The organism is Dictyobacter sp. Z7_2 (assembly GCF_057551105.1).
On record NZ_BAAJPE010000001.1, the window covers coordinates 3,123,218 to 3,145,936 of the forward strand.

General features: G+C 48.5%; 22 protein-coding genes. 11 read left to right on the forward strand and 11 right to left on the reverse strand.

The genetic code is table 11. From position 1 onward, the window contains the following. The first annotated feature begins 6 nt into the window (after positions 1–6). Complete coding sequence (locus tag AC27N8_RS12425) at positions 7–897, forward strand: RNA polymerase sigma-70 factor (RefSeq protein WP_487067412.1); 891 nt, start codon at positions 7–9, stop codon at positions 895–897. A 50-nt stretch (positions 898–947) separates the two neighbouring features. On the opposite strand, the gene AC27N8_RS12430 is transcribed toward AC27N8_RS12425, so the two are convergent. Continuing rightward, a complete protein-coding gene (locus AC27N8_RS12430) occupies positions 948–1,775 on the reverse strand; it encodes a DeoR/GlpR family DNA-binding transcription regulator (RefSeq protein ID WP_487067414.1) in 828 nt (275 codons plus the stop codon). 232 nt (positions 1,776–2,007) lie between these two features. Between AC27N8_RS12430 and AC27N8_RS12435 the strand changes: the two genes are divergently transcribed. From AC27N8_RS12435 to AC27N8_RS12460, 6 genes are all read left to right on the forward strand, one after another. Beyond that, positions 2,008–4,089, forward strand: coding sequence for a bifunctional aldolase/short-chain dehydrogenase (locus tag AC27N8_RS12435; RefSeq protein WP_487067416.1), 2,082 nt, complete (start codon positions 2,008–2,010; stop codon positions 4,087–4,089). A 14-nt stretch (positions 4,090–4,103) separates the two neighbouring features. Beyond that, positions 4,104–5,576, forward strand: a complete 1,473-nt coding sequence (locus AC27N8_RS12440; RefSeq protein WP_487067418.1) for a rhamnulokinase — start codon at positions 4,104–4,106, stop codon at positions 5,574–5,576. Between the two features lie 64 nt (positions 5,577–5,640). After that, the gene (locus AC27N8_RS12445; protein WP_487067420.1) at positions 5,641–6,099 is read left to right on the forward strand and encodes an NUDIX hydrolase; all 459 of its coding nucleotides are present in this window, start codon (positions 5,641–5,643) and stop codon (positions 6,097–6,099) included. Between the two features lie 189 nt (positions 6,100–6,288). Continuing rightward, positions 6,289–6,762 carry an SRPBCC family protein gene (locus AC27N8_RS12450; protein WP_487067422.1) on the forward strand — a complete coding sequence of 158 codons (474 nt, stop codon included), beginning with the start codon at positions 6,289–6,291 and terminating at the stop codon, positions 6,760–6,762. Positions 6,763–6,815: 53 nt separating this feature from the next. After that, complete coding sequence (locus tag AC27N8_RS12455) at positions 6,816–7,415, forward strand: TetR/AcrR family transcriptional regulator (RefSeq protein WP_487067424.1); 600 nt, start codon at positions 6,816–6,818, stop codon at positions 7,413–7,415. 52 nt (positions 7,416–7,467) lie between these two features. Further along, complete coding sequence (locus tag AC27N8_RS12460; RefSeq protein ID WP_487067426.1) at positions 7,468–8,757, forward strand: alpha/beta fold hydrolase; 1,290 nt, start codon at positions 7,468–7,470, stop codon at positions 8,755–8,757. Between the two features lie 84 nt (positions 8,758–8,841). Here AC27N8_RS12460 and AC27N8_RS12465 read toward each other — a convergent pair whose 3' ends face one another. Together AC27N8_RS12465 and AC27N8_RS12470 are read right to left on the reverse strand one after the other, a co-directional pair. Continuing rightward, the gene (locus AC27N8_RS12465) at positions 8,842–9,708 is read right to left on the reverse strand and encodes a class I SAM-dependent methyltransferase (RefSeq protein ID WP_487067428.1); all 867 of its coding nucleotides are present in this window, start codon (positions 9,706–9,708) and stop codon (positions 8,842–8,844) included. 179 nt (positions 9,709–9,887) lie between these two features. Further along, positions 9,888–10,652 carry an acyl-[acyl-carrier-protein] thioesterase gene (locus AC27N8_RS12470; protein ID WP_487067430.1) on the reverse strand — a complete coding sequence of 255 codons (765 nt, stop codon included), beginning with the start codon at positions 10,650–10,652 and terminating at the stop codon, positions 9,888–9,890. Between the two features lie 95 nt (positions 10,653–10,747). Between AC27N8_RS12470 and AC27N8_RS12475 the strand changes: the two genes are divergently transcribed. Both AC27N8_RS12475 and AC27N8_RS12480 read left to right on the forward strand, forming a co-directional pair. Next, a complete protein-coding gene (locus tag AC27N8_RS12475; protein ID WP_487067432.1) occupies positions 10,748–11,224 on the forward strand; it encodes a hypothetical protein in 477 nt (158 codons plus the stop codon). Positions 11,225–11,356: 132 nt separating this feature from the next. After that, positions 11,357–12,223, forward strand: a complete 867-nt coding sequence (locus AC27N8_RS12480) for a VOC family protein (protein ID WP_487067434.1) — start codon at positions 11,357–11,359, stop codon at positions 12,221–12,223. 150 nt (positions 12,224–12,373) lie between these two features. Here AC27N8_RS12480 and AC27N8_RS12485 read toward each other — a convergent pair whose 3' ends face one another. After that, positions 12,374–13,252 (reverse strand): metallophosphoesterase, encoded by an 879-nt coding sequence (locus tag AC27N8_RS12485; protein WP_487067436.1) that lies wholly within the window; start codon positions 13,250–13,252, stop codon positions 12,374–12,376. A 155-nt stretch (positions 13,253–13,407) separates the two neighbouring features. Here AC27N8_RS12485 and AC27N8_RS12490 point away from each other — a divergent pair, with 155 nt between their 5' ends. Continuing rightward, entirely contained in the window at positions 13,408–14,283 is an 876-nt protein-coding gene (locus tag AC27N8_RS12490) for a GNAT family N-acetyltransferase (RefSeq protein ID WP_487067437.1), read from the forward strand. Between the two features lie 9 nt (positions 14,284–14,292). Here AC27N8_RS12490 and AC27N8_RS12495 read toward each other — a convergent pair whose 3' ends face one another. The 7 genes from AC27N8_RS12495 to AC27N8_RS12525 all read right to left on the reverse strand — a co-directional run bounded on the left by AC27N8_RS12495 (position 14,293) and on the right by AC27N8_RS12525 (position 21,157). Beyond that, on the reverse strand, positions 14,293–15,357 hold the full coding sequence (locus AC27N8_RS12495) for a dipeptidase (protein WP_487067439.1): 1,065 nt from the start codon (positions 15,355–15,357) through the stop codon (positions 14,293–14,295). A 35-nt stretch (positions 15,358–15,392) separates the two neighbouring features. Then, entirely contained in the window at positions 15,393–16,037 is a 645-nt protein-coding gene (locus AC27N8_RS12500; RefSeq protein WP_487067441.1) for a hypothetical protein, read from the reverse strand. A gap of 285 nt (positions 16,038–16,322) precedes the next feature. Further along, a complete protein-coding gene (locus tag AC27N8_RS12505) occupies positions 16,323–16,961 on the reverse strand; it encodes a hypothetical protein (RefSeq protein WP_487067443.1) in 639 nt (212 codons plus the stop codon). 68 nt (positions 16,962–17,029) lie between these two features. Next, positions 17,030–17,953 (reverse strand): hypothetical protein, encoded by a 924-nt coding sequence (locus tag AC27N8_RS12510; RefSeq protein WP_487067445.1) that lies wholly within the window; start codon positions 17,951–17,953, stop codon positions 17,030–17,032. 820 nt (positions 17,954–18,773) lie between these two features. Then, positions 18,774–19,532, reverse strand: coding sequence for an anti-sigma factor (locus AC27N8_RS12515; protein WP_487067447.1), 759 nt, complete (start codon positions 19,530–19,532; stop codon positions 18,774–18,776). Positions 19,533–19,622: 90 nt separating this feature from the next. Beyond that, positions 19,623–20,258 (reverse strand): RNA polymerase sigma factor, encoded by a 636-nt coding sequence (locus tag AC27N8_RS12520; RefSeq protein WP_487067449.1) that lies wholly within the window; start codon positions 20,256–20,258, stop codon positions 19,623–19,625. Between the two features lie 2 nt (positions 20,259–20,260). Further along, on the reverse strand, positions 20,261–21,157 hold the full coding sequence (locus tag AC27N8_RS12525) for a DUF4397 domain-containing protein (RefSeq protein WP_487067451.1): 897 nt from the start codon (positions 21,155–21,157) through the stop codon (positions 20,261–20,263). Between the two features lie 432 nt (positions 21,158–21,589). Here AC27N8_RS12525 and AC27N8_RS12530 point away from each other — a divergent pair, with 432 nt between their 5' ends. Continuing rightward, positions 21,590–22,558 carry a ferritin-like domain-containing protein gene (locus AC27N8_RS12530; protein WP_487067453.1) on the forward strand — a complete coding sequence of 323 codons (969 nt, stop codon included), beginning with the start codon at positions 21,590–21,592 and terminating at the stop codon, positions 22,556–22,558. The last annotated feature ends 161 nt before the right edge of the window (positions 22,559–22,719 follow it).

Sequence of the window (22,719 nt, forward strand, 5' to 3'; positions counted from 1 at the left end):
GCAACGATGCAAAACATGCAGCAGGAAGAAGTGTTTCAAGCGAACAAGCCGTTGCTCTTTTCGATCGCATACAACATGTTGGGTAGTGTCATGGATGCTGAGGATTGCGTGCAGGAGGCGTTTTTACGTTGGTATACAGCCAACAATAATGGTGATACAGATGCTGTGCGTTCTCCCAAAGCTTATCTGAGCACCATTGTGACGCGTCTATGCATTGATCAGTTGCGTTCAGCACGTGCGAAGCGTGAGCTCTATGTCGGAACCTGGCTTCCAGAGCCTCTGGTAACCGTCGATGAGACCAGTGTGACTGGCATGGCCGAACTCTCAGATGCGCTTTCAATGGCTTTTTTGCATCTTTTGGAGCAATTGTCTCCGCTGGAACGCGCTGTATTCCTGCTGCGCCAGGTCTTTGATTACGAATATGGAGAGATCGCTGCGATGGTGCAGAAGAGCGAGGATAATTGTCGTCAGATTGTACGTCGAGCGCGGCAACATCTGGGAGCGCGTCGTTCACCGTATCAGGTGTCCAAAGAGCAGCAGGACAACATTCTGCACCAATTTGTCCTTGCCTGCACGAGTGGCGATATGGACGGCCTTCTGGCCCTCCTGGCTAAGGATATTGTGAGCTATTCTGATGGCGGTGGCAAAGTTCTTGCGGCTCTCAATCCGATTTATGGGGCGGACAGAGTGGCGCGTTTCTTGTTCGGCATTCTACGTCAGGTCCAGGGAAACTTTGCTTTGCGGGTTGTCAACATCAATGGTGCTCCGGGTCTTGTCACATATGTCAAAGATCAGCCCTACTCTATCATCACGCTAGATATCGTTGATGGGTATGTGCAGGAGATTGATATTGTTGCTAATCCTGATAAGCTGCGAGGCATCGCGCCACCCAAATGAGGCACTGTTACAAATTTCTTATAGTCTAAGCTGACTGGCGTTGCATCTTTTCAAACAAGTAGAACTTCAATACCGCGTTGTCGTATTTGTTGTACCATCTGTGTGGGAGCCTGGGTATCTGTGATGATAAGTTTGAGGTTCTCAAGTGGACAGAAGGTAGCGAAGGCGACTTGCTCCCATTTGCTGGAGTCGATGACTGCAATGACCTCTTTTGCTGCGGCCACGATTTCGCGCTTCAGCTCGACTTCGTCCCCATTCACATCGGTCAAGCCTTCGCTGATGGTCAGGCCCCGAGCTCCAACGAAGGCTTTGCTGATGTGAATATTCTGCAAGATGGATTTTCCCCACGTTCCGACGAGCGAGAATGATTTTTGTCGCAGCATGCCTCCTGGGATCAAAACAGAGATGTTGTTGGGTAGGCTATTTAAGGCCATGGCTGTTTGCAAGCCATTGGTCATCACGGTTAACTCATGCTTTGCAGCCAGGAAGGGAGCCATTGCCATCGCGGTCGTGCTGGCATCCAGAGCGATTGTCTCGCCGTTCTGGACGTAATCAGCTGCGGCCTCGCCAATGCGCTCTTTTTCACTGGTTTGCAACATCTCTCGTACTTCGAGTCCTATTTCACCTGGATGGGTTTTGGCCGAGGCGAGAATTGCTCCTCCATGCGTACGGACGGCTATCTGTTGTGCTTCCAGCCAGGCCAGGTCTTTGCGGATGGTTACTTCGGAAACGGCAAAGTGCTGGACGAGTTCTGCTACCGTGACACGTTGTTGCTGTTCCAGCTTTTGCGCAATCTGCTGCCGCCGCTCGTGCGTAAAGATAGGTACCTCGACCAGTGGCGTTTCGATGGCCGGTTGTTTTATGCGTTCCTCGTTCATGCCAATCCTTTTTCGAATGCTTTCGTTCCGGTTTGCCTACTTGTAGCACAGAAAGAAGCCGATTGTCAAGAAATAGGCTTGACTGCACCTACGCTTTTGGAGCGATTGACTTTCTTCGCCAATTCGTGGTATCGTTTCAATACAGTACTATATTTCGAATGGTTTTAAGTCGAAACAAAAGGAAATGACATTCCTGCATCGCCTGGCAGCTCAGACAAAGAGGTGAGATCTTATGACAAGTAGCACTACACTGGATCAATTAGTGGCGCGTTCACAGAAGCTGGGAGCAGATCGGACGGTCTGTAATTGGGGCGGAGGTAATACATCGGCGAAGGCGGATGAAGTTGACTTTCGTGGTCGGGTGACGCCAGTGCTCTGGGTAAAAGGCTCGGGATCGGATCTAGCATCCTGTACCGAGGCATCATTTACAGGCTTATATCTCGATGATGTGCTTCCTCTGCTGGAGCGTGAGCATATGAGCGATACCGATATGGTAGAATATTTATCGCATTGCTTCTATCAGCCGGGTCGACCGCGCCCTTCAATCGAATCGTTATTGCACGCCTTCCTCCCGTTTACGCATGTCGATCATACACATGCTGACGCTACAAACTATTTTGCATGTGCTGAGGATGGAGAGCAGCTGGCTCGTGCGTGCTTTGGCGATGATCTGATCTGGATTCCCTATAGCCGTCCAGGATTTGATCTGGCTCGCGAGGTTGCTCTGGCTGTCCGTGCTAAACCCGCTGCGAAGTTGGTTATTCTGGCGAAACATGGACTGATCACCTGGGGTGCTACCGATGAAGAGTGCTTTGCTGCTACATTGGCGATGATTACAAAAGCGCGTGATTTTGTCGAAGCACGCATCTCGGCTGCCCGGCAAGAGGTCTTTGGGGGGCAGCGTGTCACGCCCCTGGAATCTGCGGCTCGTCATGCTCTGGCGGCGCAGATCGCTCCCACGCTTCGTGGCCTTATCTCTTCTGAAAAGCGTCAGATCCTCCACTTCGAGGATAGCGCTGACATTCTCGATTTTGTCAGTAGCGCGGATGCGCCTCGGTTGACGACGGTTGGCGCTGCCTGCCCTGACCATCTGGTGCATACGAAGCCCTGGCCTTTACTGGTCGATTGGGTACCTGATGATGGTATCGAGCGCTTGCGCGAATTGCTTCCATCCAGTATTGATGCCTATGTCCAAAAATATCAACATTACCTGGATGAGAACGCGCAGCAGGACCTTGATCCCAACGCTCCTGAGCAGGTTCTACGAGCTTCTGATGCAGTAATCGATCCAAATCCACGTATCATCCTGATTCCCGGCGTTGGACTGTTTTCGACCGGGAAAGATGCTCTCTTTGCCGATGTGGCTGCGCAGCTTTATCATCGAGCGATCGCTGTCATGCGAGGCGCACAGGCCTGCGGTGGCTTCATTTCTTTAAGTGCGGCTGAGAGCTATGCGGTCGAATATTGGCCATTGGAGCAATATAAGCTGAAATTAGCACCTCCCGAGCGCGATTTTGCTCGCCAGGTGGTGCTCGTGACAGGCGCAGCCGGGGGTATCGGCTCGGCTACATGTCGACGCGTGGCTCAAGAGGGTGCTCATATCGTTGCGACCGATATCGATCTGCCAGGAGTGGAGAAGCTGGCTGAGTATATTAATCAGAATTATGGAGTCGGACGAGCGATCGCGGTGCAGATGGATGTCACGAATGAGGAGAGTGTTAAGACCGCATTTGATCAGGCGACACTGGCCTTTGGTGGTATCGATGTGATGGTGAATAATGCTGGTCTGGCGTCAAGTGCTTCGATTACCGATACGACTCTGCAAGAATGGAATCGTAACTGGAATGTACTGGCAACCGGATATTTCCTGGTGGCTCGCGAAGGTTTCCGGGTGCTGAAGGCGCAAGCCCGAGGCGGTAATCTGGTATTTATTGCCAGTAAGAATGCGCTGGTTGGTGGTAAGAATGCTGCTGCCTATTCGACGGCCAAGGCGGCAGAGGTTCATCTGGCGCGCTGTCTGGCTGAAGAGGGTGGACAGTTTGGGATTCGTGTGAATACAGTCAATCCAGACGCTGTCCTGGCTGGATCACGCATCTGGGAAGGGAACTGGCGCAAGGAGCGAGCTGCTACCTACAATGTAGCCCCTGATCAGTTGGAAGAGATCTATCGCAAGCGTACCACCCTGGGTGTGAATATCTTGCCTCAGGATATCGCTGAAGCGGTCGCGTTCTTCGCCTCTCCGACACGAGCGCTCAAGAGCACCGGCAATATTATCAATGTTGATGGCGGGGTCGCGGCAGCCTATACACGCTGAGAAAGGGTAGCTCGATGCACACACGCAATGTGGCTGCGGTCGATCTCGGCGCTGAGAGTGGACGTGTTATGCTGGCGCGCTTCGATGGACATCAACTCCATCTGGAAGAGATCCACCGCTTTGCGAACCGCTCGGTACTGTTGCGCGGACACCGCTTCTGGAACATCGTCGGCTTGTGGGATGAGATCCTGATCGGATTACAAAAGGCTCGGCGCGTCGCTGGCGCGCTTGATAGTATCGGTGTCGATAGCTGGGCCGTCGATTATGGTCTGGTCGATGAACGGGGCTTGTTGCTTGGTCAACCCTTCCATTATCGCGATCATCGCACCGATGGCGTCATGGAGCAGGTTTCTCAACTGATCGCACGAGAAGATCTCTATGCACGAACTGGTATACAGTTTTTGCCCTTCAACACGCTCTATCAGTTGCAGGCGCATCAGGATTTTCAGCCCTCTGCTCTAAGAAGTGCACAGCGCCTGTTGATGATCCCTGACCTGCTGCATAGCTGGCTAAGTGGATCACTGGTCGGCGAGCGGACCAATGCGACCACGACTCAATGCTGGGATCAGTTAGCCGGGAAATGGGCGGTTGATCTCCTTGATCAACTGGGCATCCCAACCAGTATGCTCCCTCCAGTGATTGAGGCTGGATCAGTGCTTGGTCAGGTCTTGCCCGAGTTACGTGGCGAACTTGGCCATGCTCAAGTGGTCGCTCCCGCGACACATGATACTGGCTCGGCGATTGCGGCGGCTCCTGTTGCATCATCGGGGGACTGGGGCTACATTAGCTCGGGGACCTGGTCGTTGGTCGGTGTGGAGCTTCAGCAACCTCTGCTGACAGCTGGGGCTCTCGCTGCTAACTGTACCAATGAGGGTGGTGTCTTCGGTACAACACGCTTCTTGAAAAATGTCATGGGACTCTGGCTGCTCCAGGAATGCCAGCGGCGGTGGGCGCGTCATGATCAAGCCTCCGACTATGATACCCTGCTGGCCGATGTGGATGGCGTGAATGCTTTTCAAGCCTTGATCGATCCCGATGATCCACGTTTCCTCGCTCCAGAGGATATGCCCCAGGCCATCAATGAATATCTTGTCGAACATGGACAGCGAAAGGTACAGGCACCTGCGGCCTTTGCTCGCTGCATTATGGAGAGCCTTGTCTTACGCTATTGCGAGGTGTTTCAGCAGATCAGTCAGCTGACCGGCACAACCCTCAAAAGTGTCCATATTCTGGGCGGCGGAGCACGCAACATACGAATGAATCAATGGCTGGCCGATGCTCTCGGTATGCCTGTGATTGCTGGACCAGTTGAGGCTACTGCCTATGGCAACGCTTTGATGCAGTTGGTTGGCTTGAGAGAGCTTAATAACTTGCAAGAGGTGCGTGCCATGGCACAGCATGTATCTACGCAGACATTTTTACCGGATCGTTCGCAGCATGCCCTGTGGGTTGAGGCCGCTCAGCGCTTTAATACGATCATTACGTGAATCATTTTGCTAGCGAGCAAATGATTGTGAGAGAATATCCAGCCTGCAAAGGAGACGCCTCAAGATGGGAAGGGTTGTAAATAAAGTCTTTGCCTACATCACTGCTCACCATCATTTGCTCGTCTTCCGCCACCCCGATGCTCCAGAAGCAGGAATACAGGTACCAGCCGGAACAGTAGAAGCAAGTGAGCAGCCAGAAAAGGCCGTTTTAAGAGAAGCATTTGAAGAAACTGGTTTAAGAGAGCTCACCTTGAACTGTTTTCTCGGTGAACAAGAGCGGAATATGACTGATTTTGGACGTGACGAGGTCCATCATCGTTTTTTCTACCATCTTGAGTACCACGGAACGCTTTCACCGACCTGGCGACATGAAGAACTGTATCCCTCCAATCCTTCTGTATCAGTACTACCACTCTTTGAGTTCTTTTGGGCACCTCTGCCACACGGAATTCCCCCGCTCATCGCCGATCATGGGATCATGCTTCCTCAATTGGGGAAGGTTCTTACCTCAAAGAGTATGTAAGATGTACTAATTGTAGGAGGAAAATCTCCATCATATTCTCCAAGACTTGACATATCTGCTTGAATTACCTATCATTGTAATGAATGAGCATTCAACTATCTGACTGGATATTCAATCACAACGATGTAAGTTACGCAAGCCTTTACCTCTGAAGGATTTGATCATCTCTCTTGAGAAAGGAATAAGAATATGGAATTTCCTCCTTTTCAGTCAAGGCAAGAGGTTGTGATTCATGCACCTCTCCAAGTCGCCTGGGAATTTAATCAAGACCTGACGAATATCGCTGTCTATCATCCGAGGGTCAAGAGGGTAGAGCTCGTTTCAGGGACACGTCAGAGAGGCAGTGGAGTGGCCTATCGGTGCTACCTCAAAGATGGGAAGAATATGTGCGTGGAGAAAGATATCGAAGTGGTTCCTATGGAAAGGATCGTTACGGCTTTACCCGAAGATACCATGGGGATTACTAACATGCTCCCGGATTATCTTGTTGAAGCGAAATTGACGTCTCTTGCTGAGCATGAGACAAAAGTTGAATTTAGCCATTATTATTCAACAAAGTCCCTCAAGGCAAAATTATTCACGCTCATCGCGAAAAGAAAAATTGCACGCGACGCTCAAAACACACTTGATGCGATGAAACGAGCTATTGAAAAAAATGTGTAAATGCTTTCTCTGATGCTCATGACGGTGAAGTATTCTAAAAGGAGTTTGTAGCTATGGACAAGACCCCCGATCCCATCCAGGAACTAGTGGCAGCTGCTCGACGCAAGCAGATCCTGGATGCAGCCACCCAGGTATTTGCCGAAAAAGGGTTTCATCGTGCCACGGTTAAAGAGATTGCCCGCGTGGCTGGTATCGCTGATGGCACGATCTATACATACTTTGTGAGTAAAGATGAGGTCTTGCTTGCTGTTCTGGATCGACTGAACGAAACCACCGAACGCGAGCAACAGTTTGTGCTGGGGGATGAGCAGGATATCAAGGCTTTCTTTCGAGCTTATCTCCGGCAACGCATGGCCTTACTCTGGCCCAATGCGGAAGTGTTTCGAGCAGTCCTACCAGAACTCTTAGTTAATAGCGAACTACGCCAGCGCTATTATGAGGAGGTACTTGCGCCAACTATTGCTATCGGTGAACAATTTTCGTTTGGACAGAGCGAACAACTCCAGATCAATATTCCACTGACCGTACGAGCCATTGCTGGCACTCTGCTTGGCTTACTCTTGCTGCAACTGCTGGGGGATCAGGAGATTGCGGAGCAGTGGGAGGAACTGCCGGATGTGTTGACAACGCTCTTTTTCGACAAAATCTTGTAGCTATTCATGAAAGTTGCTTGAAATGTTGCCGTTGTTGGCAAGGAGAGAAGCCATGACTATCATCCATCCGGCACCAATTAAATTGTTGGAAAAAGCACTCATCATGTATGTAGGCTTGCTCTTAGTGAGCTTATTGATTATTTTTGCCATCGAGCCATCGATCTATACCACAACGCTCTGGCCTGGATGGGGGCCGGCCGAGCGGTACCCCTGGCCTGTGCTCCTGTTTCTGGGTGCCTTGATCGCCTTTCTCAGCCTGCTGATGTATGGAGTGCTCCACCATTGGCGCTGGCTCTTCTGGGGTATACTCATTGCCTTTACTGGCTCGATCATTCAGATCCCCTTTGAAGGTTTGCAGCTTCTTGGCATTTTTCCCAATCCTTATCCAGTCTGGTATAGCCTGTTTCGTGTGGGAGTGGGATTCACCGAACTGGGTTTTGTCTACTGGATGATCCAGACCTATCGCCATCAAGGTGTCTGGGCGATGGGGAGGAAAGAAGCGAAACCCATAAGCCATCTGGTACGAACAGAATTCGGACTGATTGAGTATCGAAGCGTGGGACAGGGGCCTGCGGTGCTGGTGTTGAATGGAGGACATACGAATTGCCATTCACCATTGGGGCATGAGGCTTTCTTTCTGGCGCAGGGCTATCAATTGATCATCCCATCCAGACCTGGTTACGGCCAAACCCCTTCATCTACAGGAAAACGTGCCGAAGCCTTTGCGGATGCACTGGTTGGGTTGCTTGACCATCTTCAACTGGATCAAGTTATCGTGGTGGGGATCTCAGCTGGTGGACCAACCACTTTGCAACTGGCTGGCCGTCATCCCGAACGCGTTAGCAAGGTGATTTTGCAGAATGCTGCAACAGATGGTAGATATGCCAGTGGCATGATACGTTTCCTGACTTATCTGTTCTTTAATCCAGCGATGGAAGGAATGGTCTGGGCAGCCTTTCGCAGGTTTGGACATGTAGCACCTCAGGCTGCGCTCAAAAGTTTGATGTGGGGTCTCACGAGCCTCCCAATCGATCAAGTGCTCGCTGCGATGAGTCCTGATCAGCAGCAAGCAGCCCTTGCCTTATTGCAAGCTTCACGTTCTGGATCAGGATTCCTTCATGACATCCATCATCATTGTGGAGAGCTGGATCGAGTGAGAGCCCCTGTCCTTGTCATTACCAGTAAATACGATGGCCTGGTCGATTCATCACATGCTGTCTATATAGAGAAGCATATTCCTCAGGCTCAGCTCTTCATTTCTGAGGCTGAGAGTCATCTGATGTGGTTTGGCAGACATAATCAGGAGATCCAGGCTAAAATGCAAGTCTTCTTGCACTCCTGAGCAGAGGAAACATTTCCCTGCTCAGGAGTTCTTTTTTGCCGTTTTTTCCTGCTCACAAAGAAGAGAAAAGAAGATTAATGAGTATCAGGCTGGTTTGATACCAGATGCTGCAAGATAGAACCACTGCCCACAAAAACTAGGTAGGAGTATGTCCTGAAGTGCTCGTTCGTAGAGAATGTCAACGTTTGCTTGCGTAGTCACTCCCCATTGAATCAGAAAAGGCTGCACTAACTTCATCGCCGTTTTGTAGTTGGTGTACCAGGTCTCGTTGCTTTTTCTCCCCGACGAAAAATTGAGCGAATAGGCGCTTTGCTGAATGTGTTGGAAGCCCTGGTTTTCAAGCAAACGGGGCAGTTGAGCACTGATACCGAACATATTGCCTTCTGGTGCGAAGCAATGACCTGCTCTTCTCATTGCCAGCGCGAGCAAAGCATTGTACTGTTCCAGTGAGGCGCTATTCGTGATGCCAAAGCTTTCGCCTTCAATAAGATAGAGTGTTCCGCCAGGCTTAAGGATACGATAACATTCACGCACGAAGTTCGGCCAGGATGAGGTGAGCATAAATGAGGTGATGAGTCGTGCCTGGACTACGTCGAAGAGGGAATCTGCAAAGCTGAGGGGATGTTGAGCATTCATATTTTGAAAGTGAGCATTGGGGACATCTTTGGCGACCGTTTTTGCATAGGCAATCATAAGTTGGCTGATATCGACTCCCGTAACCTGGATATGGGGATAGGTACGAGCCACGTTGAGCACCCATTGGCCAGGACCACAGGCTATGTCAAGCACTGCTTTCAATGAGGAGGTATTAAGTGGTGTGGGAAATAATGTTCCCATATCCTCCGTTATTTGTTGCGCCATCGTCATGAGGCGAGCCATCTCGGCTGCATTTTCGGCATCCATAAAATAGGTACTGCCTTCTTGAAGTGGTGCATCGTTAGATTCTGACATAGTGATATCTTTCTTTGCTGTTATATATGAAATTTTCACTTTCCAGTAGAAATAAAGGAATACATATCAATATTATAATACGTGGATAAAAATTGCTCAAGAGGTATCGTGTGCAAAGTAAGCGTTTATGAAGATACAGCGCCTACCAGGAGCCTCTTAAGAGGAAGAAGTGCTGTTCGTCATGTGAGACGCCAGCGTGAGCGAGCACGTACCAGTTCGACATCGCCACGTGTAATGATCTGAAGTCGGTTGAAATCCTCTCCCGAGGATGGAGGTGGATCAAGCCAGGTTTGTATCTCCAGTTGTTCTCCCAGTAAGGCGCTGCTTTTATATTCTATTTCGTAGGTGAGAATATGGAAATTTGCGTTATCAGGTGTGAGATCGAGTTGGCGATAGATATCCCATGCGGTATTATCCAAAGTTTCGACGTAGGCGGCGTTATTCATATGTCTCAGGCTGTCGATATCGGAGAAGCGGACTGTATAAGCAGCGTGTTCAGGAGCCTTTTGAGGCAAAGGATGCCAGGGCTGGTCGGGTTGTGGAGATGTAGAACCATCGGGTCGCCAGATCTCAATGGATGGAGCCGGTATGCGCGATGGTTTCCCATGAGCGTCTACATAAACCCAGGTGGTATGGGCTGAGATGACTGGATTATTGTTCTCTGAACCGACAATGCGCGCGTCGTAGCCTCTTTGTGCGGTGATGCGTGTAAATCCCATGCCATAGGTGGTGATCTCAAGTCGCGTCATCAGGGGTATTGGCTGATGGAAGGTAACCAGTGTTCGCTTAGTGATCCAGTAGCCAGTGTCATCGATGTGAGTGTCTTCGGCGTCCAGAGCGGCGATATCCTGCATGTAGCGTAGAAAGGCTGTTGGAGTGAGATAGCCGTAGCTATCGGCCTCGTCATAACGAACGGTATACGTGTGACGGAATTGTCGTGCCATAAATCTTCCTCTAAACTAGAAATCTATCCTCGCTTTGTGCTTCTATTATGCCACATCTGCTGCTTCGGCTTTGAGAGGATTAGCCGGAGTCTTGATTGGTATGTATTATAGCAATGTTTCGCCGACCAATGGCTTTAGTGCTGGCCTTTGAAAGCGGCTCGTCCCTTTGCATCATTGCGTCACATACCTGTCTTGCGTTGGATCTCACTGCTGGCAATACTCCTGAGTCCCTGGCTGAGAATCTTGCGAAGATCCGCGAGTATGCTAGAGAGGAGGGTCGTGAACTCGGTCCCGATTTTGAAGTTGCGCTTTACTATAATATTAACGTCAACGAAGACTATGAGGCCGCCTATCAGGAAAGCAAGCGTTTTCTGGATGTCTATTATACAACCAATTATTCACGTGTGTATCTCGAAAATTGGGTAGCGCTTGGTACACCTCAGCAGTGTATCGATAAGCTACAAGCTTTTATTCAGGCTGGTGTGACTACTATCACGCTTCGACTTCCGAGCTATAGTCAGGATCATCAGTTTGAGCGTGTAACAAATGAAGTGCTTACTTCATTACATTAGTATTCATCTGTATACAGATGTTTTGTGGCCATGTGAATACTTGCCCTTTGCTAGAAAGGGATTTTAGTATCTTGCTGATTGAAGTTTAGTAAAATAGAAATCTTGTTGTTTGAGCGCGAAAGGGAAAAATTTATGCCAACACGTTTTGATCATGCCGTGATTGCTGTACGCGATCTGGATAGTGCGATCCAGCGCTTCCAGCATCTGGGTTTTGATGCGCAGCCTGGTGGACGACATACTGGTCGAGGGACGCATAACGGACTGGTCCGCTTCGGCCTGGATTACTTTGAGTTACTTTCTGTCTACGATGAAGAAGAGGCCAGGAGCGTCGGTCGAGGCGCCACCATTTTAGATACATTGCATGGAAAAGAGGCGGCTCTGGTTGGATATGCTCTCGCTACGACGGCCCTTGATCACGATGCTGAGCTTTTTAAAGGAACCGAAGCAGAGCTACCTTTGCCCAACCCGATGCAACGCAAGCGTCCAGATGGATCTCAACTTTCGTGGCGTACACTGGCTCCTGGTGGAAATTCCTGGGGGAGAGCGTGGCCTTTTCTGATTCAATGGGACGCACCTGATGAGCAGCGCTTACAAATAGATTTACCCGGCACACATGCCAATGGCGCAACAGGGTGGGTGCATGTCGATGTTGCGGTGCGTGATCTGGAGAGCACCATTGACATTTATCAGCACCAGCTGGGACTAGAACTGCTCAAGCAGGATACTTGCCCTCGTCGTGTTGCCAGACGTGCCACGTTTGGGATCGGGAAGGGCACGATTGCTTTGCTGGCTCCCGATGGTGACGGACTTGTTCAGCAAGTGCTGGACGAAAAGGGAGAAGGTCCATATGCCTTGAGATTTTCGGTCACAGGCATAGACCATACACTCTCATTCCTGGAAAGTAAAGAGATCAAGTTCGTATACGATAGTGTCGGCTCTGGGACAATCACGCTCGATCCAGATGAAGCATTGGGAGTACGTCTCAGCTTCGTTGGATGATCTTTGTTGTGGCGAGCATCACTTGAAAGGACATCGGCGGCATCTTAGCGGTGCGGATCATGAGAAGAAAGAAACGCGGGTAAATCAATTTATCTCGCGTTTCTTTCTTCTCTGGGCAGTATATGTAAAAAATTTGTTAGTTATAGGTAGCTATACGGGCTGACAGATAAAGACCGCAATCTCAGGGCGACAATTTAAGCGTATCTGTGGTGTAACCATACCCAGTCCGCGGCTGGTGTAATGCTGCATGGCTGAGGTGGTGTAGAGTCCAGACACATATTTTTTTCCCAATGGCGGCGTGATGAATGCTCCTGCCACTGGCAAGCGTACCTGACCACCATGCGAATGTCCTGAAAGTTGCAGGTCAATGCGTCCTGAGGATGCCGCAACGTCGGCAAAATCTGGTTCATGTACCAGTAAGATAGCGGCTCCCTCTGCTGGTAACTTCTCTACCATTGTCATTAGGCGGTCTTTGTGTGCCCAGGGATCGGGTGCAGGCTCATAGCTCGATACCCAGAGATCGTCCATCCCTACTAGATGCAGGGATGCCTTATCGCGCTGGATGGTCGCGATGCTATCTTTGAGCTCTTCAACTCCGAAGGTCGCAATGTATTTGCTTACCGCCATGGGATCGCTCCAATGATCATGATTGCCCAGGACCCCAAAAACGCCGTCAGGTGCCTGAAGCGCGTCCAATGTAGAAAGCACATCTTTGGTGTCAGCGCGTACGTGTGTGACGAAATCTCCAGTAATCACGATCAGATCCGGTTTTTGCTCGTTTGCCAGCGCCACAATCGCTTCCAGACGCCCTTTATCCATCCAGGTCTGATCAACGTGAATATCACTGATCTGCACGATACGATAGCCTGCAAACACAGGTTGAAGGCGCGGCAGATGTAAAATAGTTGAGCTAACTTCTATCCAGCCAGGTTCTACTTGTGTAGTATACAGGTCAGCTCCAATGCCAGAAGCTACAACTCCAAGCGTCGTTATTCCTGCTTTAAGAAGTGTCCTCCGATTGATATGCATAATAATTTTGCTACTTTCCTCTGCAAAAAATCTGTTTCTCGAAAGGCTGCTATGCTATAATCTTTTTCTACAGTAATTAAATGTCCCAGGATTGACTAAAGGTATAGAGGCTATAAAAGCATGCTGTGGTAGCACACAAGAGGGAAAAATCGTTTATGGACAGATGGGTACACTCGAAACACGTTACCAATGGCATTTCAGATACTTCTCATTTCTCTATCCAGGAATTGATTGGTCGTAGCAACCATTTTGACGGCATCGATTTCCCCTTTATTCTCAGCGAACTTCCATCCTCGCCGGATGGGGTAGCAACTACCCTTCTTTATCAGATAGACCACAAAGTTGTTGGTCTTGTTTGTATCTACGACTGGTCTGGGGTCGAGTTGTACGGTCTAGTTCATCCAGCGTATCGACGCCGTGGTATCGGAAATGCGCTACTTACTTATGCCTGTAAGCTCGTCAAACAACATGGTCATGAACATCTGTTGCTTGGATGCTATGGCAGTATCCCTGCGGCACTCGCCTTTGCTGAAAAGTATGAGGCTGCATTTGACTTTGCCGAGTATCATATGCAACTCGATGAGAGTACTATCAAGCATTCTTCTGGAAAGCATACTGAACTTACATTGCGTCAGGCTGAGCTTGTTGAGGTTGATCAGGTTGCCGCTATCGCTGCACAAGCGTTTGACGAGCCAGAAGATGAGATGCGCGATTGGCTTGCCAAGGATGTTCTAAAATCTGATCGGCGCACTTTTTTCATTGAACTAGCGGGGAAGCCTATCGGCACAATCCGCATGGCAGGCAGTGCAAGTGGGCAGGTGGATATTACTCTTTTTGGCCTGCTTGAAGCATATCGTGGACGTGGCTATGGAAAGCAGATCCTTCTGGCGAGCGTGGAGATGTTGCTATCCGAACGACGCTCGCCGATCGGCCTGGATGTTAAAACTATCAATAGCGGCCCGCTGGCATTATATCAAGCCTGCGGCTTTCAATCAGTCCGGAAGGATAGCTACTACAAACTCATGTGCTAAGCGTCGACATTACTTTTTGAAGGTTTTGCGTAGGACGCGTAGCCAATTTTCGTGTGTGATTTTTCGTAGAGAAGCGTCATCGTAGCCATGCTCGTGTAAAGCCGCGATCAAATTTGGTAACCCTGAGACATCCCCTAACTCCTGGGGAAGAATGATACCACCGTCAAAGTCCGAGCCGAAGCCGACTCTATCTATCCCAAGGTGGTCAACGAGATAATCGATATGTTGTACCATGAGGGCTAAGGGCGTGTTTGGATCTCTATTGGCATCTGGACGCAGATCGGCCACGTCGAAATTGAGTCCAACCATGCCATCGGAGGCTTTGACGGTCTCTAATTGACGATCGGTAAGGTTGCGCGTGGATGGACATATGGCATGCACCGCAGTATGTGTCACCACAAGCGGTGCATCCGAGAGCCGGGCTACATCATAAAATCCATGCTCATTGATGTGTGAGAGGTCAAGCATAATACCCAGGCGATTACATGCACGTACCAGATCGCGTCCTGCTGGTGTCAGGCCCGGGCCGGTGTCGGGCGAATGAGGATATTTGAAGGGGACTCCATGCGCAAAAGCGTTAGGACGGCTCCAGACAATCCCCAGCGAACGTAATCCCGCTTGATAGAATACCTCTAATGCATTGAGCTGAGGATCGATGGCCTCAGCTCCCTCGAAGTGTAAAATAGCGGCCAGGGTGCCATTTTGCAGGCAGTCAGCCAGCTCGTCGGCAGTGCGCACAACTTTGATGTGTCCTTGCGATGCCTTTTCAAGCTGAAAGAGGCTGGCAGTGATCTCGATTGTATACTGCTGCGCATAGCTGTGCTCAATGGCTGGATATGGAAGCACTTCGTATCCCGTTGCGCTGATAATCAGATGGTCGGGGCCGAACTGTTCCGGATGAGGATCGGGAGAAAAGATCGCAAAAAAGCCGCCCGCGAAGCCGCCACGCCTGGCGCGAGGTAGATCGAGATGTCCTTTCTCGCTTTCATCAAAGAAGTTCCTGCCCTCGGATGTGAGGTTGGTTAAGGTATCGTTGTGCCCATCCAGGATGGGAAACGAAGCGTTGGTAGTCATGATTAATCTTTCTGCAACTATCCTTAACTCTATTCTCAACGACTGGAATTCATCTGCGCGGGTTCAAAAAGGGCGGAAGCAGGATCATTGAGAAAGCCGCGGTTGATTGTCATACGTAATGCCTGCTCCAACGTGAAACGAGTGGATCTGGCCTGGTCGGTCGTGAGGGGTAACTGGGTGAATAATGTGACAATCATCACGAGCGGCGTTGGGATTTTTCCTGATGCTCCACCAGTTTTAGATGGTGGGAGTAACGCTTCGTTGCGCAGCAGAAAGCTGGCCCAATAGTGCAGGTTATACTGAGCAAAGTGGGTCGTTTGAAGCGGTGAAAAGTTGCCTTCGATCGGTAGTGATGTGATGCTTCTTTGCTCTTGAAAAAGTCGTTCGAGGACGACCATGACATGCGTGTTTAAATGCACGTGCTGAGGTAGCGAAGGATTCTGGCTGGCGATAGCCCGAACTTCGGTATGAAATTGTCCTGTATTATCCTGTTGCGAGGCCCAAAACTGCACAACTGGTATATCGAGGCCATGGGTCATCGCATTGGCGAGCCAGAGAAATACCTCATCAACGTGCTGCATCTTGGACATATATTTTGTGAGCTGAGCAATCAGAACAATTGGCTGTACCCGCTCCTCGGATAAGGTGAGAGGAGTCGGTGTGTTTTTGTTATTTTCCATTGGAGCCTCTCAGTGTTGTGCGTACCTGAACGACACATCCAGATGGGGAGGTCTGGTTGAAAAAATAGAGAAAATACCCTTGTATCCCACTTTAAGTATAGGGGCGTTCGTTTTGACGATTATAACACAAATAATTCGTCATGGAAACAATTATTCATGGAATATCCAGTACTCGGTAAAGGCTGTTTGGAACTCGTTACCGGGATAAAATGTGTATTCGTGTGCATGGTAGTGTTTTTGTTCCAGGCGAAAACACTACCACAAAATAAAAAAGTGTTTGCTAGCTTAACCGATGGAATAAGCTATCAGTAAAGAGATATAGGCGATGATACGTATGGTCGCCGCTACAATGGTTACGGCTGCCAGACTTTTTTCGAACTCTCCTGGTATATTGAGGAGATAGCCGGTGACCAGTACGAGAAAACTTATCCACATGAGCAGGCTAAAGCGCGTGGATTTGGAGGTGTAGAGTAATGCATAACGCACGAAGGCACAACTATAGATGATGACACGTAAGCCGTTGAGGGCAAAGGTCTCCCATGGGTTCGTGATCGCAGGATAAAGCGGTGTGAAGAGGGCTATAACCACAAATAGGATGGCAGCTACAATCTGCCATCGTTTCAGCTGTTGCATTTCTTCGTGTGTTTTGACCAGGGAACTTAAAAATATAAAGAGTCCACCGCTGCATGCGCCAAAAGCGCGGGCAAATTCTCCATTATATGAGGTATTCCAAACATGCACTGTTGTTGCGAAACCAAGGAATGTGCCGATAGAAATACTGGCCATGGAGAGAGAGAGTACCAGAAGCATGTCGCTTTGCGAGACGTGATAAATATAATAGGCGCGTATCGATATAAGCAAACAAATAATGCCAATTGGTACGGCTGTCAGGTTGGCAAGCGCATTGATCGAGCTGATTGACATAAAATGAAATCCTCCTGTCGAAATGCCCGTGTTGATGACGATTCTCGGTAGGCAATTCTAGGTGTGGCTTAACTGAAAGGAAAACTTTTGATCGACTCACCCTCGGGAGTGTAGAATTGAATTTTTTCTTGCTCAAATAAATAACTCAATGCATCGATCAACTCTTTTTGACTGAAGCGCGTGATTTTTGTGAGTTCAGCCACATTTTTGTTGCCTCCGATCGCTGCATAAAGGCGACGGGCATTTTTGTCAGTGATCGGTGAGGCCTGCGTAAATGGATTACTGGCCTGAAAGTTCTCGATGTTTTGAGAGCGCTGAGGGATAATTTTGGCAAGTGTAGCGGAACTACTCTTATCAGAAATCATCTTTTCAGCAGCGACGGCGGGAGAATCAGGCCTGTTAAGGAATCCTCGACTTTTAATCATACGTAACATCTGATCTAAGGTAAAACGTGTGGCTCTTGCTTGATCAACCGAGAGCGGATTTTGCGTAAAAAATGTCACAACCAGGAGTAGCGGTGTCGAACTGATGCCGGTACCCTGTTCATTTTTGGCCGGTGGAAGTAATGCCTCATCTCGGAGCAGAAAACCCGCCCAGCAACGTAGGTCATACTGGGAAAAGAGTGCTGTTTGCGAGGGAGAGAAGACACCTTCGATCGGTAGTGAGATAGTGTTTCGGCGCTCATAGAAAAGACGCTCAATTACTGTGGCGACTGGCGCATTTAAATGAACTTGTCGTGGTAAGGTAGGATTTTGGCAAGCGGCAGCACGTATGACGCTATGTGACTTGCCTGCTGAGTCATTCTGGGCTGCCCAGAATTGAACTACAGGTATGTCCAGTTGCCGTACCATCGTGTTTGCCAGCCAAAGAAATATCTCATCTACATGATGCATGGTCGTCATGTTTTGCATGAGTTGAGTGATAAGTGCAATTGGTTGGATACGTTCCCCTGATGAGCCTGGGGAGGTAGATAAATTTCTGTTGTCTTCCATAAAAGCCTCTTCATGTTGGTGCATACGCGAAAAGCCTATCGAGACAGAATACATTGAGAAATAAACTTATAATGATACTCGATCTGTCGGTGCAGGCATAATATTTATTGTGCCTGCCTATCTCGATGTGCGATCTATGATGTTCTCACGCTAGCAGTGTCTCTCCTATGTATGGAGAAATTGCTATGTACCCTTTATAGCACTAAACGACCAGATCTACCAAGAATAGAGGAGCAGAAATAAACATTTCCCTCTTTCAGACTAACGTGTCTGATGATAGATGATCTTGCCTTCAAGAATTGCTCATTCCCCATTGACGAAAAGCTTCTTATTGTGAATACTGATGTAAAAATGCTGGTTATCTATAAAACGTCGTAGTAGCGTGTTGGCAACTGTACAAGTCTATAATGCTTTTGTTTTCACCGTTAAGGAACAATGTAACTACTTAAGAATCCTTTTCACCTGCTGTAACTCGCAGACGCCTTTCAGGCGTTTGCATGTCAGGATGAGGATTCCTGAATCATTGCCTGGTAACGAAGCATATCCAGTGCCAACTATAAAGACGTTGATATCCTAAAATTATAACATGAAGTGATAACAAATAAAACAAATGTTGAATGAATTGATAAATAAGTAGAAGCTGATGTTAAAAACGATGTTAAAATTTTCTTTTGTGTCCCATGATAAATTCTTCTTATATATATATTAACTCTTCCCATTTACTCACACGTGTGATAGATTTCCCCACCATCTGCCTTATAATCTATCGGTAGATAAAAAGAATCTCTCTTTATATGCTTCCTGAGTACTCAGTAACATGTCAGGAAGATGCCAGACTGCCAGCAGCAACTACCTGCCCTTTGGGGATATCTTTGCTTGCGCCTGGTCCAGGCTCTAGACTAACCGCAGCGGTGTCAAAGCCGTGCGTTGAGCCTTGAAAGGTTAATATTGCTATCCCATTTTGGACATTAAGTAGACCAATGCTGGTTGGTTGTTTTCCTCGCAATAACCAACCTTGATAGATATGGTTGTTGTCTGGCTGGGGTAAGCCATGAACAACCAATGTACACATATCTTGTTTCATATAGCAGGTCAGTTCACCCCTGGCTGAGCTTGCTTCGGATGTACCCTCTATCTGATAAGACGTTGTGTACACGACATTTTGTGAAAGATCAGCCACCTGGCGTTGCAAAGATAAATTCCAGACAATTAAGCCGCCGGATAAAGCCAATAAGAGCACTGCGGCGCTCGCCAGGATAGCCAATGTGTGACGGAGATTGTGCTGAGCAGGGGGGGGACTTTGTGTATGTCTCTCTATAGAGAGGGGAATCTTGTGAGGCTGTCTTTTAGCGTTGTCGCCGCTCTCAAGCTGTGAGAAGAAGCGTGCTTTTAGATCTGCTGCAGGCTCGACATCTGGGACTGTTAGAGGAAGCAGATTGGCAATCTCTTGCAGCTCTTGGAGTTTTTGAGGGCATTGAGGACAGTGCGCAAGATGTTCCTTCACCTCTTTACGCTCTTCCGGTGTGAGTGCCTCAAGGGCATAGGCGCCCAGAAGCTCTTCACAATCCTGGCAAGTCATATATTTACTCCGTTCTTATCGACTTTTATACCATCCACCGCGTGAGAAATGGTCAACCAGCCACTTTTTGCTTCCGTGTATATGATAGATTCAGGATTCATGTACACCCATTTTTTCCAGGGAACGCTTTAAATGCATTAAGCCTAGACGCATCCTCGCTTTTACTGTGCCGAGAGGAATATGACAGCCCTCGGCGATCTCTACATGTGTCCAACCTTGAAAGTAAGCAAGCTCAATCACCATACGCTGCTCTGTTGAAAGTGACATGAGTGCTTCCCTTACCTGATGGCTCTGTACGTTGCGCCAGACGTCTTCCCAGATGTCTGGGATGGCCACATGTTCATCCTGGTCAGCCTCTTCCAGCATCACCTCGTTGAAGGCTGAGCGACGCTTGACGGAACGTAAGTAATCAATGGCACGATGATGCATGATTGAGAAGAGCCAGCTACGCACACTTCCCGCTTGACCTGAATAGGTTGTCGATCGTTTCCATACTGCCATGAATGCTTCCTGGAGCAGGTCTTCTGCTATATGATGATCCATGACGATACGATAGGCAAAGGAATAGAGCGCACGAGAATAACGGTCATATAGAATGTCCATCGCCCATACAGCCCCGTGTGTGATGGCCTGTAGGATTGTTTCATCTGTGATTTCATCCCTATGCAACGTTACGAAATCTGATCCAGGCAGTTGTGCAGCATGTGCCTGCTTTGAAAACCACATAACTACCCTTCTTCAGTGGATGGGACACGATTATGTATGCGTCTTTTTGTAGTGCCTCCGCTTGTGAGCGTATACGTGGCACCAATTCCAAGCGCAAGCATACCAAAAACGCTCAGGACAAGCAACCAATGAGAGGATGTTGCCGTTGCTGCGGAGGCGTTGGGATCACTGCCAGTCTGTGGCAAGCCTGGTATTCCTTGCTGTGTCGTTGTGACGAGTCGAAATTTTGGACTTCCCTGTGGCATGCCGACAGCAAAAATGCTCATAACCGTCCAGGGTTTTAGCGTAATATCGGATGAAAGTGTGATATTTCCTGTTGCCGCCGTGAGCGTAAATGTATAGGTACCACTGGATATGGGAACATATGAGCTGGCGTTATCATAGACGATATTATTGACAATAGTGGCATCCGGGGTGTTAATGCTGGCCTTTCCTGTGCCTGGAGAGAGATGATAGATACGCACTTTTGTCCCATTATCACTAATCGTATTATTATCAGCAAAGATGGAAAACGAAAAACCGCTTGCTTTTGTTCCCAGAGCAGCAACCGTATAGGGAGTGCCATCCTGGATTGTCAGATCTTGTGAGAGAACCGCTGCGTTAATCCCTTTGCCGATCAATGCTAATTGTACTTTGTGGGTACCAGCTGGGAGCGGAACATAATCAGTGACCGTAGCGAACTTGAAATTACTCAGAAATTTCTTGCCATCCACGAACACATCAACGGTACCAATATCTGGAGATGCGTGGATGACACGTATATATGCGGTATCATCGACCGCCGCTGCTAGTACGGGATGCTGCTGCGCAAAAGTGGCTGTGAGTAGTAGCATACATAGAGTGATAGCTAGTAGAAGGCACTGATGGCAGTGATAGATAGGCTTTAATAAGAGCCTCATTTTTTCTCTCCTCTATATGCAATAAAAAATAATTTAGGGGATGCAGTTGCTTACTATAAGCCAATACGTTGAATGTATGCATATTGGATCTCATGCTGACTTTTTTTGGAAGTGTCTGGGTCCCTTTCACTTTTTACAGCATGTGATCCAAAAAAAAATAGCTGACGTAGTAGTGTTTGAACGGGTGATTGATACGAAATAATGAAGCTTCAATAACCACGTTAAGCCCGGTTTTTACTACGCGACAAAAAAATCTCTGGTTGATGTGTGACCTCAACAAGTGTATTGGTTACCTTTTGTGATTGTAAATAAGAATTATTAATTAAAAGACAGTGTCCATTCGTCATGTCGTCAGGTTGACCCGATTAGTTAATCTGTCTATGAATGATGGAACTCGTTCAATTGTCACTGTTTCATGTAAGGAGAAATATCATGGCACTGAATTTTCCACGCTTCTGTCCTCAATGTGGGGAGGCACTTGTGTTACCAGCGCAGCGCTGCGGGTCCTGCCACGCTTCTATCGATGATAGATTTATGTTTGTCAATAATGCGAAAGTGAAAGATGCAACAGACAATTTGATGGCTTCATTTGCTCGACCAGCCTCACGGCGTAACTTCTTCAAAAAAGGCGCTATTATTACAGCTTCAGGTGTGGCGGCGACAGCATTGGGGGCAGCTTTTTTGCCTGAGATTTCGAATGCCGCCGCCAGAACGGTCAGGAGTCAGGCTAATGCAAACTTGAAGAGTGGTACTCAGAAGCAAAATACCACGCTGAGTAGCTATAAAAGTTCGGCGGACCCGATTGTCTCCATTTTAACTGTGGCACGCACAGCTGAACAGTTGGCTGTTACTTTTTATAGCCAGGGGCTGATGAATGCTGACAAACTGGGGCTCAAAGGGGATGCACTGACCTATCTTCAAGCTGCTCTGGCCGAAGAGCAGATCCACCAGCAATTCTTGCAGGCCAATGGTGGACAGTCACTGGCCGATACCTTTAGCTTTCCCAACGGGGCTGCTACTTTTACTGACATGAAAACATTCTTCGCCACACAGCAGCAGCTTGAAGGTGTTTTTGACTCTGCTTATCTGGCGGCGGTCAAAGAATTTGCACAGTTGGGACGTCCAGATCTGGCACAGATCTCTGCACAGATCGCCTGTATTGAAGCCGAGCATCGTGCGCTCGGACGTTCGCTGGCTGGTTTATCGCCAGCAGACAACTGGGCATTTACACCTGTCAATATTGGTGCGGTGGCGGATGCTCCAGCATTGGTCACCAAAGCCGGCTATCTAAGTCCCAAGAATGGCAATAGCTATACCTATAAAGCCGTAAGTACCAATGTGTCAGGCGTTGAACAGACGAAACCTTATTCAGTCAGTTCATCAGTGATTGGTAATGGCTGATCGCCTTTGTTGAGTCGTTTCTGGTTGCTCTCGTGAAAGAGAGCAACCAGGGTTTTTAGGTTTGTAGAAATGTATGCGGGTAGTTGCGTTTAAGCATGCACATACTATGTTTAGTGGATCACAATTATACATGGAACGAGACGATCTCTCAAAGAGATATG